We start from the raw sequence: 18,494 nt of genomic DNA, 5'->3' as shown, positions 1-18,494 counted from the left end.
GGCAACAGAAAATATCAGAAGAAAACGTCTATCAATTTCTTTTATATTTTGATAAACTATATGATAAGTTCACCGACCTGGAGAAGAAAGAATTTCTTAACAGCTTTGTGGAACAGGTGGACATTTACGAGCAGGAGCAGCCAGATGGCAGATTCCTGAAGCACATAAAGTTCTGTTTTCCAGTGTATTTTGGAGACAGGGAGACACAGGAACTTTGTTGGGACAACGAAAGTACCGTTGAAAGTTGCGCTTTATTGTCTAAACTAGAATAAAAACTGGATGAGAAGGTGACTAGAATTCGAAGAATCGCCATATAAGTCAACAAATGCCGGGTAAACTGATGACTAGAATTCGAAGAATTGCCATATAAGTCAACGAATGCCGGGAAAGCAGATGACTGGAATTCGAAGAATCGCCATATAAGTCAACGAATATCGGGAAAGCATATGACTGGAATTCGAAGAATCGCCATATAAGTCAACGTATGTCAGGGAAACTGATGACTGGAATTTAAAGAATCATCATTTGAGTCAATACATGATTGATATTTGTTGACAAGGAGGTGCATATTTTTGGCATCGTGAAGCGTGTTGCTGTGAACAGTAACGAGGTGGTGCTTATGAGCTCCAGACTGACAAAAAATCTACTTGATAAATATAGATCAATATGATAAAATAAGGTCATTCTCCGCGAGGGAGTAATCGGCATATTCCGGAACATTTTTCAGATATGTTTTGAAGAGTGTGTAGTACTATCGACATAATGGTGCCATATGCACCCGGTATTACAGTAAACGATGAGACTCATGGACAGTTAAAACAGCTGTCTGTGTGTCTCTTTTTTTATGCTGTAGGAATATTATAGCAGTTCAGATAACATAAAAAAGTCTTCAGGGAAGGGTTCTATGTTACTGAAAAATTATTTTATACAGGAAAAGGAGCAAAAAACACATGAATATTTTTGAACTTTTTATACTGGCGATAGGCCTGTCTATGGATGCATTTGCAGTATCTGTCTGTAAGGGCCTTTCCCTGGGCAGAATCAATGCAAAGCATATGTGTATCGCAGGCGCATGGTTCGGGGGATTTCAGGCATTAATGCCCCTTGTGGGATATTTTGGCGGACGATTCTTTGCAGATAAGGTTACTCGATACAGTCACTGGGTAGCTTTTGTCCTTCTGGTGTTCATTGGTGCCGGCATGATCAAAGAATCGAAAGAGGAAGAACATGTAAATGCTGATATGGATATAAAATCCATGTTCATCCTTGCAGTGGCTACCAGTATTGATGCACTGGCAGTGGGAGTGACATTTGCTTTTCTGAAAGTAGAGATCGTATCAGCAGTATCCTTTATCGGTGTGATCACCTTTGTCTGTTCAGCAGCAGGGGTAAAGATAGGCAGTCTTTTCGGAATGAAATACAAATCCAAAGCGGAATTATGCGGAGGTATTATCCTTATCCTCATAGGTACAAAAATCCTGCTGGAAGGACTGGGAATGATATAAATAATAATTACAAATCTCAACGCAAACGTGTTATAATACTACTATCAATGAACAGGCATGAAATGATTATCCGCCTGAATAATTTAAATAACATATCAGGGAGGTTTCTATTATGAAAAAAGTAAAAACAGCAGCAGCACTTTTATGCAGTGCATGTCTGGTACTTTCAGGAACTGCTGTACCGACAATGGCAGATTCAGTGAAGGTTGTGACGCTGGGAGCTGATCTTACTCAGGACCAGAAGAATACAATGATGAAATATTTTAATGTAGACAGTAACCAGGTACAGATTCTCACTATCACTAATCAGGATGAGAGAGATCATCTGAGTGCTTATGTACCGTTAGAGCAGATCGGAACCAGAACAGTGAGCTGTGCATATGTAAAGCCGACTCAGTCAGGCGGTATCAAAGTAAGGACAGCCAATCTTAACTGGGTAACATGTAACATGATCGCAACGTCACTTTCCACATCAGGTGTCAAGAACTGTGAAGTGGTAGCAGCCTGCCCGTTTGAGGTATCCGGAACCGGAGCGCTTACAGGTATTCAGATGGCGTATGAGACAGCTACAGGGGAGCAGCTTGACAGCACGAAGAAAGAACTTGCTACAGAGGAAATGGTAGTAACAGGAAATCTGGCTGATGAGGTTGGAAAGAATGATGCAACTACTGTTATGAATAACTCCAAGATACAGGTTATCAAAGATAATGTCCAGAATGTGGATGATATCTATAATATCGTAGTAAATGTTGCTCAGCAGAATAATGTAAATCTGGATTCTGACCAGATTAATAAGATCGTAGAGCTTCTGGAACAGATTGCACAGCAGGAGTACAATTATGATGATGTAAAAGCAACACTGGAGCAGGTAGAACAGAATACATCCGGTGATAATGATGAGCTTGGTGATATTGATGATGAAGAGGATGACACTGTAAATGCAGGTGATTCCGCGGATGGTGATGATATCCTGAACAATGTGGATAACAGTGCTTTAGGCGGAGATATCGTAGAGAGTTCCACAGAGAATCCATCGCTGGAGGAGGATTCAGGTCTGATTGAGGACGACGGGGACGATCAGAGTGACGGAGACCTCAGCGAAACAGAGGAACCGCAGGAGCCGGATGGTGATGAAACTACAGATGACAGTACGCTTGGAAATACAGATGAAGGTGATACAGACTCCGATGAAGGAACAGATGATACAGAAAATGATACCACATCAGATGAATTGGATACTTCTGCACTGACAGAAGATCAGAAGGCCATGTTTGATAAAGCTGAGAATTTCTGCAAGGGAGAATATGAAGGCGATACCACTGCTCTTACAACAGCTATGGAAGATGAAACAGCAACAGCTTCCGTAACTCTTGATGCTGAAAATGGTGCAACTCTTGCTAAGAATGTGGAGAAGGCATATCTGAAAATTCTTACAGAAGGCACAGCTTCTTATCAGGCAGATGGAACAGAGATTTACATGAGCACAGAGCTCAATATGGTAGATAAGTCCATGAAGGAAATCTTCGGATTAAGTGCAGATGCACAGGCAAGTCCGGAACTTGGAGAACTTTCAGATGATGACAGACAGACCTTATATAATGAAACAATGAAATTCTTTGAGAAACTCTACGGAGAAAGCACAGAGACTTATGATACAACGGATGCAGATTCCACAGAGACTGCAGGCGGCGAGGAAAATGCAGAATAATCAAAGCATCATGCAGATTTCAGAGAATAAGGATGGTTCTGCAAAGGTATTGTTCAGGATACGAAAAGCAGAGATGACAGATGTGGATGAGATCATGGCTGTTATGCATGAAGCGAAGAATGATAAAGAGCATCCGGACTGGTTTGTATCTGATGATGAGGAATATGTCAGGACACATATAGAAAAACAGGGATTTGTGATCGTGGCACAGACAGCAAATGGTTCTGTTGCGGGTTTCTTCCTTATTAAATATCCTGAAAACAGGGAAGATAATCTGGGAACTTATCTTGATTTTGATGAGGAACAGCTTTCCCATGTTGCAGTCATGGATTCGGCAGTTGTGTGTTGTGCATACAGGGGAAACGGGCTGCAGGGGCATATGCTGGAAGAAGCGGAGAGATTGCTGGATACAGACCAATATTATTATCTGATGTGCACCATACATCCGGATAATCAGTTCAGCAGACATAATATGGAAAGCCATGGATATGAAGTTAAGAGAACGGCACTCTGTTACGGAGGTCTGCCAAGATGTATCCTTCTTAAGGATTTAACCGAATCAGGGAAGTCCCCTGCACAGGTTGTGAAAAGCAGCAAACAATAATAGCAATGGAAAGCAGTTGGTGAAATTTTTGTGATTTTGCCGGCTGCTTTTTGTTATGTATGGAAAAAATGAGATGAATGTGATAAAATGATGTGATTATAGCAATCCTCGTAAATAATGAATCTTAATCCGGCCCATCAGAGTGTGAAATCTGAAACTGTCTTAAATGCATTATTTATGTTACTGTTCACTGGTAGTATCCCGCGAGGTGTTTTTTGTGAGCGAAGGTCACAGAAAACCCGAGACATACTGCGCGAATTTATGCGATTAGCATAAATTAAGTTTGCGAAGCAAACGATACTCCTTGGGCATTGCACAAGGAGGTTCATATTTCCTGCATCGCGAAGCGTGTTGCTGGGAACGGAGTGAACAGTAACTTATTTATGAGGGCTGCTATAGAAAACAGAGTCATATAATTGACAAAAGATAAACATAAAAAATACAAGGAGAAATACGAATGGGAATGGCAGTAGTAACTCTGAAAAAGGGAGAGGGAAAACTTCTGAAATCCGGCGGAATGTGGATTTTTGATAATGAGATAGATACAGTCATGGGAAATTTCGAGAACGGTGATATTGTACTTGTCCATGATTTTGACGGATATCCTATGGGAAGAGGGTTCATTAATACTAATTCTAAGATTACGGTACGTCTTATGACAAGAGATGAAAATGTTGATATTAATGAAGAACTTTTGGAGAAGCGTGTACGTGATGCATGGGAATATCGTAAGAAAGTGGTAGATACAGGATGCTGTCGTCTGATTTTTGCAGAGGCAGATTTCCTTCCGGGAATTGTGGTGGATAAATTTTCGGATGTACTGGTAGTTCAGTCACTGGCTCTGGGGATCGATCGTTTTAAAGAAACAATCGTAGAACTCCTCAGGAAAGTCCTGGCAGAAGATGGGATCACTATTCGCGGTGTTTACGAAAGAAGCGATGTGAAGGTGCGCAAACAGGAAGGAATGGAAATGGTTAAGGGTTTTATAGGACCAGAGTTTCCAACACTTGTGCAGATTGAAGAAAATGGTGTAAAATATGAAGTTGACGTAAAAGACGGGCAGAAAACAGGATTTTTCCTGGATCAGAAATATAACAGGCTTGCAATTCAGAAGCTCTGTAAGAATGCGAAAGTTCTGGATTGCTTTACACATACAGGTTCTTTTGCACTGAATGCGGGAATTGCAGGAGCTGCGAGCGTAACCGGTGTGGACGCCTCTCAGCTGGCAGTAGATCAGGCAACCGCTAATGCGACATTGAATGGTTTATCCGACAATGTGAAATTTATTTGCGAGGATGTTTTTGAACTGCTCCCTGAGCTGGAAGAGAAAGGTGAGAAATTTGATGTTGTAATTCTTGATCCTCCTGCATTTACCAAGTCCAGAAATTCTATTAAAAATGCAGTAAAAGGATACAGAGAGATTAATCTGCGTGCCATGAAACTGGTAAAAGACGGAGGTTTTCTTGCAACCTGTTCCTGTTCTCATTTTATGGACTATGAATTATTTACCAAAACCATCGGACAGGCAGCAAAGAATGTACATAAAAGACTTCGCCAGGTAGAATACAGGACACAGGCACCGGATCATCCAATCCTGTGGGCGGCAGATGAGTCTTATTATCTGAAGTTCTATATCTTCCAGGTATGCAATGACAGATAATTATATAATATGATATCAGAGCCAGAGTGTACTTGCACGATAAGATTTTTGAGAAAACAGGGATTTCTGTAACAGAGCAGAGGATTCCGGATATTTGAGAATAAAGAAAGAGAGGAAATAATATTATGAGTTTCAGAGAAGTAAAAGCAGAAGAACTGACAATGAATCCATTTACCAAGATTGGAAAGGAATGGCTGCTGATCACAGCCGGAAATGAAGAAAAATGCAATACCATGACAGCAAGCTGGGGTGCAATGGGTGTTATGTGGGGAAAGAACGCAGTGACAGTGTATATCCGTCCTCAGAGATACACCAAGGAATTTGTGGACAGGGAAGATACATTTACAATTTCTGTTCTGGGAGAAGAGTATCGCAAGGCATTAAATTATTGCGGAAAGGTTTCCGGAAAAAATGCGGATAACAAGATTAAAGAAGCAGGACTGACTCCTTACTTTACAGACGGAACAGCCGGAATTGAAGAAGCTGACATGATCATGATCTGCAAAAAAATGTATCATGATGAGATTAAACCGGAATGCTTTGATGCCGGGGAAAACGACGGTAAGTGGTATCCGCAGAAAGACTACCATACCATGTATATTGCAGAGATCCTGAAAGTTCTTGTCAGAGAGTAAAAAATGCATTACAAACAGTAAAAAAGAGGTAGTTTAATGAAAGACAAATTAAACAGATTCATGCAGGGGCGTTATGGAGTGGATAATTTTGCAAGATTCACTCTCGGTGTGGCACTTTTCGTCATTGTTGTAGGTTCTTTTATGAGACAAAACGCAGCCGGAGGCGTTCTGGATACAGTTGGATTTATTCTTATCATTTATACATATTTCAGAATCCTTTCCAGAAATATCTCTGCACGATATGCGGAAAACCAGAAATATCTGGGATATACTCAGAAAATCCGCAGCCGGTTTACCAGAGAGAAAAATATGATGGAGCAGAGAAAAACACATCATATCTATACCTGCCCGGGTTGTGGACAGAAAATTCGTATTCCCAGAGGAAAAGGACAGAAGGTAGAGATTGAATGTCCGAAATGTCATGAGAAGTTTATCAAAAGACGTTGATTTGCTGCAAACACGCTCTGGCAGATCATCATAAGTTATGGGCTGGAGGAATTATGTTTGGTTATATAGTAATGAATAAGCCTGAAATCAAGTTTAAAGATTTTGATCTGTACAGATCCTTTTACTGTGGATTGTGCAGAGAACTCAAAAGTAAATATGGAATATCAGGACAGATTTCTCTGACTTATGATATGACATTTGTGGTGATTCTTCTCAGTGCGCTTTATGAGCCGCCCACACAAAAGGGAAGCACAAGATGTATCATTCATCCGGTCTGTAAACAGCCGGTCAGAAGAAATACAGTGACAGAATATGCGGCAGATATGAATGTACTTCTTACTTATTATAAATGCCGGGACGACTGGGAGGATGAAAAAAAAGTAACTGCTCTTGGTTATTCAAAAGTTCTTCAGGGAAAAGTGAAAAAACTGGATCAGAAATATCCGGATAAATCCCGAAGAATACAGAAGCTTCTCAGTGAATTGTCTGAGATGGAGAAATCCGGAGAAAAAGACATTGACAAAATGGCGGGCTGTTTCGGAAAAATTATGGAAGAGATTTTTGCATGGAAGCAGGATGTATGGGAAGATACTCTGCGCAGAATGGGATTTTTTCTTGGCAAATTTATTTATCTTCTGGATGCATACGATGATGTGGAAGAGGATATAAAAAATAAAAATTACAATCCTTTTTCAGAACAATATATAATAGAAGGGTTCGATGAGCAGGTACGCCGGATTCTGATTATGATGATGGCGCAGACCTGCAGGGAGTTTGAGAAACTTCCTATTATAAAATACACTGATATTTTGAGAAATATTCTTTACTCAGGGGTATGGTGTCGGTTTGAGGTGATACATAAGAAGAGAAAAGAAGCAGGAGAGAAAGATAATGATTGATCCGTACAGTATACTGGGGATTTCCAGAGATGCATCCGATGAGGAAGTGAAGAAGGCATATCGTAAGATGAGCAGAAAGTATCATCCGGATGCCAATATTGACAATCCGAATAAAGAACAGGCTGAGGAGAAATTTAAGCAGGTTCAGCAGGCTTATGAGCAGATTATGAAGGAAAGAGAGCAGGGAATCGATTACGGGAATTATGGCAGCAATAATTACGGTGGTTTTGGCGGATTTTCCGGACAGGCAGACTCTGGCTATCAGGATGAAGAGTCTATGCGCAGGCAGGCGGCAGCCAATTATATCCAGAGCGGTCATTATCGTGAGGCTATGAATGTTCTGCAGTCACTTTCACAGAGGAACGGACAGTGGTATTATCTGTCTTCCATGGCAAACATGGGACTTGGAAATAACGTAAATGCATTGAATGATATTAAGCAGGCTATCCGTCTGGAACCGGATAATGTACAGTATCAGATGGTTTTGCAGCAGATGGAAGGCGGAGGAAACTGGTATCAGGAGATGCAGAATCCTTTTGGAGGTATGCCGACAGGCGGTGATGATTATTGTATGAAGCTGTGCCTGGCAAATATGGCATGCAGTTTGTGTTGCCCGGGAAGCGGCATATTTTGCTGCTAAAACGTTATTGTTCACTCCGTTCTCAGCAACGTAGTCAAAATTCATTCCAGATTGCCTGCGGCAATGGAATTTTGGTAATAATTGGATTGACAATTAAAAGTGAAAATATTACTATAGTAAAGTGATAATGTGCAACTGTAATGATATGCAACAGTTGCGAACATATAATTAAGGTTACAGGAGGAAATCATAATGAGTATTCGTATTGGTATTTTAGGCTACGGCAATCTTGGCCGCGGTGTAGAGTGCGCAATCAAACATAATCCGGATTTGGAGCTTGTTGTTGTATTTACACGTCGTGCTCCGGAAACTGTTAAAATCCTTACAGAGACAGCAGCGGTATATTCTGTCAATGATGCCGAAAAAATGAAAGATAAGATCGATGTACTTATCATCTGTGGCGGAAGTGCAACAGATCTCCCGAAACAGACACCGGAATATGCGAAGATGTTTAATGTAATTGACAGCTTTGATACACATGCAAGAATTCCTGAGCATTTTGATTCAGTAGATGCAGCTGCAAAAGAAAGCGGTCATATCGGAATTATTTCAGTGGGCTGGGATCCGGGAATGTTCTCACTGAACCGTCTCTATGCAAATGCAATCCTTACAAACGGAAAGGATTATACATTCTGGGGCAAGGGTGTAAGCCAGGGACACTCAGATGCAGTACGCCGTATCAAAGGTGTAAAAGATGCAAAACAGTATACAATTCCTGTTGAAGCAGCACTGGAAGCAGTGAGAAACGGAGAAAATCCGGATCTTACAACAAGACAGAAACATACAAGAGAATGCTTTGTAGTTGCAGAGGAAGGTGCGGATCTGGCACAGATTGAGAATGATATCAAGACTATGCCTAACTATTTCTCTGACTATGACACAACTGTACATTTTATTTCTGAAGAAGAACTGAAGCGAGATCACAGTGGAATCCCACATGGCGGTTTCGTGATCCGATCCGGAAAAACGGGCTGGAATGATGAGAACAATCATGTGATCGAATATAGTCTGAAGCTGGATTCCAATCCGGAGTTTACATCTTCTGTACTTGTTGCATATGCAAGAGCTGCATATCGTATGAATAAAGAAGGACAGAGTGGTGCGAAGACCGTATTTGATGTGGCACCTGCTTATTTATGTGCTGCTGATGGTGCTGAATTAAGAAAGCATCTGTTGTGATCAGGGATATAAGATAATATTCTGTCTGTTGAAAAAATAAAGAGAAAACAGGTATACAGGTTATATTTCACAGTGTTATCTTGTGAAAAGAGACAAAGTATTTGTGTACTTTGTCTCTTTTTTTATGGAACAGACTGTGAAAAATTAGTGAATGTTTAACAGAATTTTACTTGTCTGTTGACGGGATATTTAAAGTGTAATATAATAGAGTCATAGAAACGTAATAACATTGTAAAAAACTTTGTTAAACTTTAGAGCGTATCTGAGAAGTATGTGAGATATCAGAGCGATACCCACGATTCATACTTTTCAGACACGCTCTGATAATGAAAAAAGAAAAGGAAGGTATGTATGCAAAACGTAAACAGGAAGTTTAAAATCTGGGGGGCACTTCTGTTTCTGCTGTTTTTTGCTGTGGGAGTTTCCATGTATTTTACTGCGGCAAATGTACAGGCTGCAACGAAAACAGGTTTTGTAACTATTAACGGAGATTCATACTACATAAATGAAGATGGCTCTAAACAGAAGGGTTGGCTGGAACTTGAAGGAAAGAAATATTACTTTAACACAAAGACCGGTGTTCAGGTAAAGGGCTGGGTTACTGACAGTAAAGGACGAAAGAGATATTTCAGTAAACAGGCTGGTATCATGATGACAGGCTGGGTCACTGATTCAAAGGATCAGAAAAGATATTTTAATCCATCTACTGGATTCATGCAGACGAAATGGCTGACACTGAAGGGAAAGAGATATTATTTCTACAGTAACAGTGGAGTGGCTGCCTGCAAGACATTCCTTACAGACAGTAAGAAAAATACCAGGTATTTTACAAGTGCATGTTATATGCTTACCGGCTGGACAAAGAATTCCAGCAATGAATACAGATATTTTGAAACTGAAGACGGAATTATGGCAAAAGGTTTCCAGACACTCGACGGAAAAAAATATTATTTTAATACAGGCAGCGGCAAGATGGCTGTAGGCTGGACGACAATTGATGGAAATAAGTATTATTTTGATAAGGAAACCGGTGTGATGGCTACCGGAGATGTAACAATTGATGGACAGAAATACCATTTTAATTCCAATGGTATATTGAGCAATACTACAAGTCCGACCGGTTCCAGAACAATCAAGAATTATCTGGCAGGTGCATTACAGCCTGTTGGTCAGGCTCTGTACGTATGGGGTGGCGGATGGAATGATTCCACCAGAAAAGGAACAAGTCAGACAATGATTGATTTCTATAACAGTCAGAGCAGCAGTTATGATTACAATAACTACAGAGATCTCAGCACAGCCAACAGAGCAAAAGGTTTTGACTGTTCCGGTTTCGTAGGATGGTCAGCTTATCAGGTAATGCAGAGTAAGTCCGGTGTAGGAAGCGGATATACAGTAGTTTCCGGTGAGATTGGTTCTTATTATAAGTCCATGGGCTGGGGAAGTATTCTCACTCAGGCGAATCTGGCAAGTGATGACTGGACAGTATATCCCGGAGATGTGGGATATGACAGTGGACATACATGGATCATTCTCGGACAGTGTGCTGATAAGAGTGCAGTGATCGTGCATTCTACCCCGAATGCAGGTGTTCAGATTGCAGGTACACCTACTCCGTCCGGTGGTTATTCCAGTCAGGCGATTGCACTGGCACAGAAGTATATGTCAAGATATCCGGGATATACCAAATATGATTATCATACTTCATCTGGTAACTATATCAGAAGAGGTAATTATCTGAGATGGAACAGAAGTACGCTTTCTGATCCGGATGGATATATGAATATGACCGCAGACCAGATCCTTGCAGATCTGTTTAGCTGAGAAATGAATAGTTAAGAAAATGGAAGCAGCTTTCGAATGAGGAGGCTGCTTCTTTTTTGCGTTCTGTAGTAATTTCATAAATAATGCAAACAATCCAGTCCACTATAGCGTGAAGTCCTGCTACGTTGCTGTCCACTCCGTTCACAGTAACGTAGCCAAAATTCATTCCAGATTGCCTGCGGCAATGGAATTTTGGCTTGTATGTCTCGGGATAGTGGTGTGTGAACAGTAACCCTGCATCAGATATCTTTGTCCTGTGTCAAATTATTACAAACATGAAATGGAATATGTTTGAATTGTAGAAAGAAATGCGAAGAATAACAAAAAGATTAATAAATGTTACAGAAATATAAAATTTATGGTAATTAATCCTTGCGTTTTTGAGTGCAGTGTGTTAATATGTATAAGAATTAACTTAGATATTGCAAAAACATTAAGATATAGAAAGAAAATGTTACGAGGGTGAGAATTCATGAAGAAAAGAATTGTATGTCTTACATTAGCACTCCTGATGAGCGCAACACAGGTTGTTAGTGTAAGTGCTTCAAGAGAGGATGAATTGAGAGAAGAGCAGGCGATCACAAGTCAGCAGCTGGATGCGACATATTCCAGAATGGATGAGCTTGCATATGCGAAATCACAGCTTGAGAATGAGATTTCCGAACTGGATTCCAATCTTGTAAGTGTTATGGTTTCTATTGATACTCTTAAAGGAGATATCGATAATAAAGAAGTAGATATTATTAAGACAAAACAGGATCTGGCTAAGGCTCAGAAGGCGAGAGATAAGCAGTATGAGAGCATGAAGCTTCGTATTCAGGCACTGTATGAACAGGGTGGGGATGCAGCGTGGTTTCAGATGATGCTTAATTCAGAAGATTTAAGTGAACTTCTGACACGTGCTGAGAATACACAGCAGATGTATGAGCAGGACAGAAAGAATCTTGATAAATATGTGAATACTATTAATGAGGTGAATAATCTAAAGATTCAGTATGAATCTGACAAAGCAGAACTGGAAGAGATGAAGGCTTCTTATGAACAGCAGTCTTATGATCTTCAGTGCCAGATCGATCAGAAGAAATCTGAATCAGCCGATTATGAGAATGAAATTGCATATGCACAGCAGCAGGCGACAGAATATGCAAATCTGTTAGCGGAACAGACAGCTGAAATTCAGAGATTGGAAGCTGAAAGAATCGCAGCAGAAGAAGAGGCAAGACGACAGGCTGAGGAAGAGGCTGCAAGACAGGCGGCAGAAGAAGAGGCAGCAGCAAAAGCTGCAGAGCAGGAACAGGACTACGAATCAGAAGAGGAAGAAAATGTAGAGTATGATGAAGACGGAAATGAGATTGAGAATACTGATGATGCGGATGATGAGTCTGAATCAGATGATGGTGTAGAATATGATGAAAATGGTGATCCTGTTGACAATGCAGGAGCTTCTGATGATGTAGAGTACGATGAGTATGGCAATGTGATTGATTCTGATAATACAGTTTCACCAGATGATTATGAGAGTGAACAGTCATCTGATTCAGATAGTTCTTCATCTTCAGGTTCAGGATCAGGATCTTCTGTAGTAGACTTTGCAACACAGTTTGTTGGCAATCCATATGTATGGGGCGGTACAAGCCTTACAGGTGGAGCTGACTGTTCAGGATTTACACAGAGTGTATATGCAAACTTCGGAGTAAGTCTTCCGAGAACTTCTTATGAACAGCAGAATGCCGGTACAGAAGTATCTTATGCTGATGCACAGCCGGGTGATTTAATCTGCTACGGTGGACACGTTGCAATCTATATGGGGAATGGACGTATCGTTCATGCATCGAACTCTGTAGATGGAATTAAGATCAGTGATAACGCAGCGTACAGAACAATTGTTTCTGTAAGAAGACTGGTATAATTAAATAAGTATAAATAATTAAATTTATAGGGGTTGAAAAGGAGCATCGCTAAGGGGGCTGATGCTCCTTTTCTTTATGTATAAGTTACCATTATTCCGCGAGGTGTTTTGGCATGAATATGCCAAAATTCCGAGACATACCGTGCGAATTTATGCGATTAGCATAAATTCTATGCATCGCGAAGCGTGTTGCTGTGAACGGAGTGAACCGTAACCATGTATAATATTTTACCGATTTTCAGGTGGATTTTACCTTGACATAAAATTGGATGGATAGTACAGTTTATGTAATTGAAGAGATACATATAAAATTTTAAATCTGTTTTTGGAGACATCAGTGGGAAAGAATATTCTCATGAATTATCCGGATTATAGTTGAATAGTGAAAGCGAGGAATGATAAATGGCAAATGACCATGTAGAACACATAAGAATTGTACAGGAAACAGTTGCTGGCAAGGAGATTACTTTTGCACATGTAATGGGAGGGCCGGCTCCGGTCATATACCAGAAGCTTGGACTGAATCCGCAGGTGGATTACCGTTCATCTGCAATCGGAATTATGAATATGACACCGCCTGAATCTGCAGTGATCGCATCTGATATTGCGGTAAAAAGCGGAAATGTTTATCTGGGATTTGCAGATCGATTTACAGGCACACTGATCATTACGGGAGAGATTTCCGATGTAATGTCAGCGATGACTGAGGTTGTGGATTATTTCAGAGACACTCTGGGTTATGTAGTCTGCAAGATTACCAAAAGATAGGAAGTGTTGGGATGGCAGGGATGACAACCAGAGAATTACTGGAAAAGCTTTATAACCAGGATTATGAGAAACTAAAGGGAAAAAAGCTGCGTATGACCAGGGTAAGGGTTCCGGGAAAGGAAGTGTGCCTAGCGCATGTGATCAATCCTTCACAGAGCTGTATTTATCAGAATCTTGGTCTGCATATTGGAGTCCATGAGGGAGAAGACCACACAGGAGAAGCAATCGGAATGATTCGTTTTACCCCATGGGAAGCAGTGGTTGTAGCTGCTGATATTGCAGTGAAAAGTGCAAATGTGGAGATTGGTTTCATGGATCGCTTCAGCGGATCATTGATCCTTACGGGAGGTCTGACGGAAGTTCAGACTGCAGTGGAAGAAGTGGTGAAATTTTTTAGAGAGGTGCTTGGCTTTAAGACTTGTGCAGTTCACAAAAGTTAAAACATACGAAAAGTCAGTTATTCTGTACCGATGGTGCTTATGTAATTGCCGGAATAGCTGAGAGAAGTGAAAGGGACAGACATTAAATATGAAGAAAATATTTCTGATGGGCAGAAGTGAAGCAGGTAAGACTTCATTAACGCAGGCATTAAAAGGCGAAAAACTTCATTATGTAAAAACGCAGTATACGAATACGGATGATGATACCATTGATTCGCCGGGAGAGTATGCAGAGTCCAAGCATTTCAGCGTAGGGCTGGCCTGTTTTTCTTTTGAAGCAGATGTGGTGGCAATGGTACAGTCAGCAGATGAACCTTTCAGTTTGTTTGGCTATGGCAGTAATGCATTTATTCTGAGACCACTGATAGGAATCATTACGAAAATAGATTCTCCTTATGCGAATGTTCCAATGGTGCGTCAGTGGATGCTGAATGCAGGATGTGAAAGAATTTTTCTGGTAAACAATGTGACCGGAGAGGGGATTGATGAGCTGAGAGCGTTTTTGAATGAGGATGTTCCAAAGCTGAGTCTGGAAGAAGCAAAATTCAGACAGAGTCTTGGTCTGAATGAATGGGATCCGCTGCCGGAAGGTGTGGAATATTGAAAAATATATTGATAAATAGTTGACAAGCTTGTTGCAGGGTGTTATTATAATGACAGTATAATTCCATACAGAACATATTAAGTGCTGATACTGTGAGAAAGAGCAGTACAGAAAGAGGGAATCAGGTGAGAAACCTGAGCGATCCGGTCACTGTAACAGAGGAGCAAATCTCAGAATGTCCATTGTGCCATAGCATGAGAAGGAGAGAGGAGCGATGAGCCTGGAGCCAGGAAACCTGCTTGGTATGGCGAGGTTAAACTTCCGTGTAAAGTGTAACAACCAACTCCGTTGAATCCGCAGCTTCGGAGTGTTGTCTGCTTTTATCGAAGGCAGACATTTTTTATGGAATGCGCCTGTTCTTTATGAATTATACATGATTAAATGGCAGGCGATACTACTTCGGATTTATTCGTTCCCTCCGCGCACTCATGAACGGATTTTTTTCTACCCCGGGGTAGCATCGCTCCCTCTTATTAATTTTAAATGTATGATCTGTGAAAAATACTGTAATGAATTTTCAATGCTTTGTTATGTGAAGAGAAATTGATAATTTATTAGAGTATTTTTTTTATTTCGTCCTCTGTCCTCTGATGGGTGGGATTGATGGAGACTGAGAAAACGGAATTATTCTGGAAAGATAAAAACTTGCAACAGGAGAGGAGAGGTAGCAATGGAGAAACCTTATTGGGAAGGGAAAGAATATTCTTATTTCAGCCATAAGAAATGTGAATTTTTTCCGTGTCATAAGAATGCAGATCCGGATGATTTTAACTGTCTGTTCTGTTATTGCCCGCTATATGCCCTGGGTGAGAAATGCGGTGGGAATTTCCGGTATACGGAAAAGGGAATTAAAGACTGCACAAACTGTATGCTTCCGCATAAGCGAAAAAACTATGGATATGTCACAGGAAAATACCAGGAACTGGCTGATATGATGAAAAGAGCAAAGGAAAGTATCAGCAAATAAGAGGAGAATGCGTTGCTGCTTAGAACGGAGTGAACAGTAACAATGTGTCAGATTAGCACAAATAAGAAAGAACGATTTTCATTGTAATACAATGCTTGTTCTGCTAGAATAAGGATAGCAAAAGAGAAGAGTCTGTAAGATTTTCAAGTCTGTTCTGAGTTAGTATATAAAGCATTTCACACACATTTTCCACACTTTTCACATGCACAGAAGAAAATGCATCACAGGCATTTGACGTCTTTTCCTGGCGACATTTTCTTGTCGGCAGAGCTCTGCATTTCTACATAGAGCCGTCGGAAAACAGGGAAAATTTACTGTTTTCCGACGGTTTTTGTCATTGATCATGGTTGAAAAACAAAAAAGATACTGATATAATAATATTATATTTACGCAAGGGAGTTAACTACTACATGAAAAAAAGAAATACAGCGATACGCGCATTGTCAGTTTTTCTGGCTTATGCAATGGTTTGTACATCGGTACCCGTTGCGGGTCAGGAAATGTTTGGATCCGGAGTCAACAGAGAGACAGAAGAAAATACATCAGATCTGAAAGAATTTCAAAGTTCACAGGCAGATGAATTTGGAACAGATACGGAATCTGATGCAGAACTGTTCGGAAGCGATGATGCAAAACAGGAGTTCCAGGATGGAGAAGCAACGGAAGAAAATACAGATGGAATTCGATATATCAAAGGTCGTCCGTTGACAGAAGAGGAAAGAAAAGAAGAGTTAGAACCTTTTAAAAATTTAAAACCGATAGATCCGGGACCTGAAGTAGAGAGTGATCTGACATCAGTTTACGCTGCATATGGAAGCAGAGAAACAGCATTTCCATCCTCCTATGATTCCAGAAAAGAAGGACTGGTTACTTCTGTAAAAAATCAGAATCCATTTGGAACCTGCTGGGCTTTTGGGATGGCGGCAATTATGGAAACTTCACTTCTGGCACAGAATAAAGGAACTTATGATCTGTCAGAGGAACACTTATCATACTTTTTTTCAAACAGACAGAATGATCCGTTGGAAAATACTCCCGATGATGTGAACTCGGTACTGGGAGATTATCATGAGATAGGAGGCAATGATTATCTGGCGGCTATCTATCTCAGCACCTGGTCGGGAATGACTACAGAAGATGATGTGCCGTTTCCTACGGATTCTTTGCATCAGCAGAATCTGAGTGTACAGATTCCGGAGAGTAAGGCTTATAATTCTGTGGCATATCTGAAAAATGCATCTTTTTCCAAATACAGTGAGGAACGTATGAAGGAAATGCTGCTGAATGATCATGCAGTATCCATAATGCTTTATATGAAAGATAATTATGCAAATCCAGATACGGCTGCATATTGTTATCCTGTTGGAAAATCGAGTTCGACTGTGATTAATCATATTGTAACAGTCGTAGGATGGGATGATAATTATTCAAAGAATAATTTCCTGCCTGTTTCCAATGTGACATCAGATGGTGCCTGGATCATAAAAAACAGTTGGGGAGAGAACAAGGGAGATGGGGGATATTACTATCTTTCCTATCAGGATCCCAATATCAGTAATCTTGTAAGTGCAGAGGCAGTGACTGTTTCTGATCAGAAATATAATAATAACTATTTTTATGATGGTTCTTCAGCTATTTCTTCTATAAAAGTACAGCCTGGACAGTCAGTATCAGTTGTTTATGAAACGAAGGCAGGGAATGGAAACGAAGAGGCTCTGGGAGAAATCAATGTAGTTACCATGAATGATAATGCTTCATATAAAATACAGGTATATACAGATCTTACAGATCTTTCAGATCCGGAAAGTGGAACTGCTGCGTATACGCAGCCCTGTGAAGTTGAACAGCCAGTGGCAGGGGTGCAGACAGTTACTGTACCGGAAGTAATGCTGAAGCAGGGGAGCAGGTATTCGGTAGTGATTACTAACAGTGGAATCAGTTATATCAGTTTTGGTGTGGAAGCAAATGCCGGTTATAAGACATCAGGTGGAAGCAAATGGTTTACTTCCACAGCAGGGATAGAGTCAGGACAGACTTTTCATAAGGGTGCATTAGCAACAGCAGAATGGTCAGATGGAAAGACAAAAAACTGGACTGTAAGGATCAAGGCACATACGAGAACTTTAAATCAGTCATGGGTGCCGGATACGCCGGTATTTCAGGTGAAGGCTTATAATTCCGGGTATAATCTTGTTTCATGGAAAAAGGTTTCGAAAGCTACTGGATATTATGTGTACAGAAAACCTGCTGCAGGAGGAAAATGGTCAAAAATCGCAGATGTCGGGACTTCCACATTAAAATATAAGGACAGTAAAGTTAAAGCCAATGCTTCATACCGTTATACGGTAAAGGCATATTATGAAGCATCCGGAAAAAGATACTACAGTAAATATACAACCGGCGATGTGGTTAAGGCGGCACCTTCGTTGCAGAAGATTTCCTCTGTGAAGTCTGAAAAGAAGGGAATCAGAATCAGATGGAATCCACAGAAAAAATGTAACGGATATTATATATACAGAAAGAAAAAAGGAGGTTCTTATCAGTTGATAAAGAGAATTTCCGGTGGAAATCTTTCTTCATATCTGGACAAAAAAGCACAAAAAGGTGTATCATACTACTATGTAGTAAAAGCATACGTGAAAGAGCCTTATGGGAACACATACAGCAAATACAAAAGTTCATCTGCTGTAAAAAGAAAATGAGAA

At 40.5% G+C, this 18,494-nt stretch carries 17 protein-coding genes, 1 pseudogene and 1 riboswitch; of the genes and pseudogenes, 17 read left to right on the top strand and 1 reads right to left on the bottom strand.

From position 1 onward, the window contains the following. The 11 genes and pseudogenes from I4V44_RS18105 to I4V44_RS04200 all read left to right on the top strand — a co-directional run. Positions 1-272: pseudogene (locus tag I4V44_RS18105) on the top strand (recombinase family protein); the annotation flags it as partial. Between the two features lie 678 nt (positions 273-950). Next, positions 951-1,505 (top strand): manganese efflux pump MntP, encoded by a 555-nt coding sequence (locus I4V44_RS04245; RefSeq protein WP_008705613.1) that lies wholly within the window; start codon positions 951-953, stop codon positions 1,503-1,505. Positions 1,506-1,617: 112 nt separating this feature from the next. Next, the gene (locus I4V44_RS04240; protein ID WP_243280201.1) at positions 1,618-3,213 is read left to right on the top strand and encodes a DUF1002 domain-containing protein; all 1,596 of its coding nucleotides are present in this window, start codon (positions 1,618-1,620) and stop codon (positions 3,211-3,213) included. After that, positions 3,203-3,817, top strand: coding sequence for a GNAT family N-acetyltransferase (locus I4V44_RS04235; RefSeq protein WP_243280199.1), 615 nt, complete (start codon positions 3,203-3,205; stop codon positions 3,815-3,817). Before I4V44_RS04240 ends, I4V44_RS04235 begins: the two co-directional genes overlap by 11 nt. 457 nt (positions 3,818-4,274) lie before the next feature. Next, a complete protein-coding gene (locus I4V44_RS04230) occupies positions 4,275-5,477 on the top strand; it encodes a class I SAM-dependent rRNA methyltransferase (protein WP_196002380.1) in 1,203 nt (400 codons plus the stop codon). A 125-nt stretch (positions 5,478-5,602) separates the two neighbouring features. Next, positions 5,603-6,112 (top strand): flavin reductase family protein, encoded by a 510-nt coding sequence (locus tag I4V44_RS04225; protein WP_119253864.1) that lies wholly within the window; start codon positions 5,603-5,605, stop codon positions 6,110-6,112. A 36-nt stretch (positions 6,113-6,148) separates the two neighbouring features. Next, entirely contained in the window at positions 6,149-6,559 is a 411-nt protein-coding gene (locus I4V44_RS04220; RefSeq protein WP_022381070.1) for a hypothetical protein, read from the top strand. 53 nt (positions 6,560-6,612) lie between these two features. Next, positions 6,613-7,458: a DUF5685 family protein gene (locus I4V44_RS04215; RefSeq protein ID WP_026648621.1), complete on the top strand. Its 846-nt coding sequence runs from the start codon at positions 6,613-6,615 to the stop codon at positions 7,456-7,458. After that, positions 7,451-8,098 (top strand): DnaJ domain-containing protein, encoded by a 648-nt coding sequence (locus I4V44_RS04210; protein ID WP_022381072.1) that lies wholly within the window; start codon positions 7,451-7,453, stop codon positions 8,096-8,098. The genes I4V44_RS04215 and I4V44_RS04210 overlap by 8 nt, the downstream gene beginning before the upstream one ends. A gap of 192 nt (positions 8,099-8,290) precedes the next feature. Then, on the top strand, positions 8,291-9,277 hold the full coding sequence (locus I4V44_RS04205; protein ID WP_196002379.1) for a diaminopimelate dehydrogenase: 987 nt from the start codon (positions 8,291-8,293) through the stop codon (positions 9,275-9,277). Between the two features lie 351 nt (positions 9,278-9,628). Then, complete coding sequence (locus I4V44_RS04200) at positions 9,629-11,101, top strand: N-acetylmuramoyl-L-alanine amidase family protein (protein WP_196002378.1); 1,473 nt, start codon at positions 9,629-9,631, stop codon at positions 11,099-11,101. Here the strand turns inward: I4V44_RS04200 and I4V44_RS04195 are convergent. Next, complete coding sequence (locus I4V44_RS04195; protein WP_196002377.1) at positions 11,094-11,267, bottom strand: hypothetical protein; 174 nt, start codon at positions 11,265-11,267, stop codon at positions 11,094-11,096. The genes I4V44_RS04200 and I4V44_RS04195 overlap by 8 nt on opposite strands. 306 nt (positions 11,268-11,573) lie before the next feature. Here I4V44_RS04195 and I4V44_RS04190 point away from each other — a divergent pair, with 306 nt between their 5' ends. The 6 genes from I4V44_RS04190 to I4V44_RS04165 all read left to right on the top strand — a co-directional run bounded on the left by I4V44_RS04190 (position 11,574) and on the right by I4V44_RS04165 (position 18,491). Next, positions 11,574-13,010: a C40 family peptidase gene (locus I4V44_RS04190; RefSeq protein WP_196002376.1), complete on the top strand. Its 1,437-nt coding sequence runs from the start codon at positions 11,574-11,576 to the stop codon at positions 13,008-13,010. Positions 13,011-13,412: 402 nt separating this feature from the next. Next, on the top strand, positions 13,413-13,778 hold the full coding sequence (locus I4V44_RS04185; RefSeq protein WP_008705595.1) for a BMC domain-containing protein: 366 nt from the start codon (positions 13,413-13,415) through the stop codon (positions 13,776-13,778). 11 nt (positions 13,779-13,789) lie between these two features. Further along, a complete protein-coding gene (locus tag I4V44_RS04180) occupies positions 13,790-14,218 on the top strand; it encodes a BMC domain-containing protein (protein WP_008705594.1) in 429 nt (142 codons plus the stop codon). An 88-nt stretch (positions 14,219-14,306) separates the two neighbouring features. Continuing rightward, positions 14,307-14,822, top strand: coding sequence for a EutP/PduV family microcompartment system protein (locus I4V44_RS04175; RefSeq protein ID WP_008705593.1), 516 nt, complete (start codon positions 14,307-14,309; stop codon positions 14,820-14,822). A gap of 62 nt (positions 14,823-14,884) precedes the next feature. Next, positions 14,885-15,079: riboswitch (cobalamin riboswitch) on the top strand. Between the two features lie 413 nt (positions 15,080-15,492). Further along, positions 15,493-15,789 carry a cysteine-rich small domain-containing protein gene (locus I4V44_RS04170; RefSeq protein ID WP_008705592.1) on the top strand — a complete coding sequence of 99 codons (297 nt, stop codon included), beginning with the start codon at positions 15,493-15,495 and terminating at the stop codon, positions 15,787-15,789. Between the two features lie 410 nt (positions 15,790-16,199). Then, positions 16,200-18,491, top strand: coding sequence for a C1 family peptidase (locus I4V44_RS04165; RefSeq protein ID WP_243280198.1), 2,292 nt, complete (start codon positions 16,200-16,202; stop codon positions 18,489-18,491). Positions 18,492-18,494 lie beyond the last annotated feature (3 nt).

The sequence above is a fragment of the Blautia sp. 1001283B150304_161114_C9 genome (assembly GCF_015668165.1).
Classification (GTDB): Bacteria; Bacillota; Clostridia; order Lachnospirales; family Lachnospiraceae; genus Blautia_A; species Blautia_A wexlerae.
The sequence above is the reverse complement of the archived record's forward strand: the minus strand, read 5'-3'. Positions and strand labels throughout refer to the sequence as shown.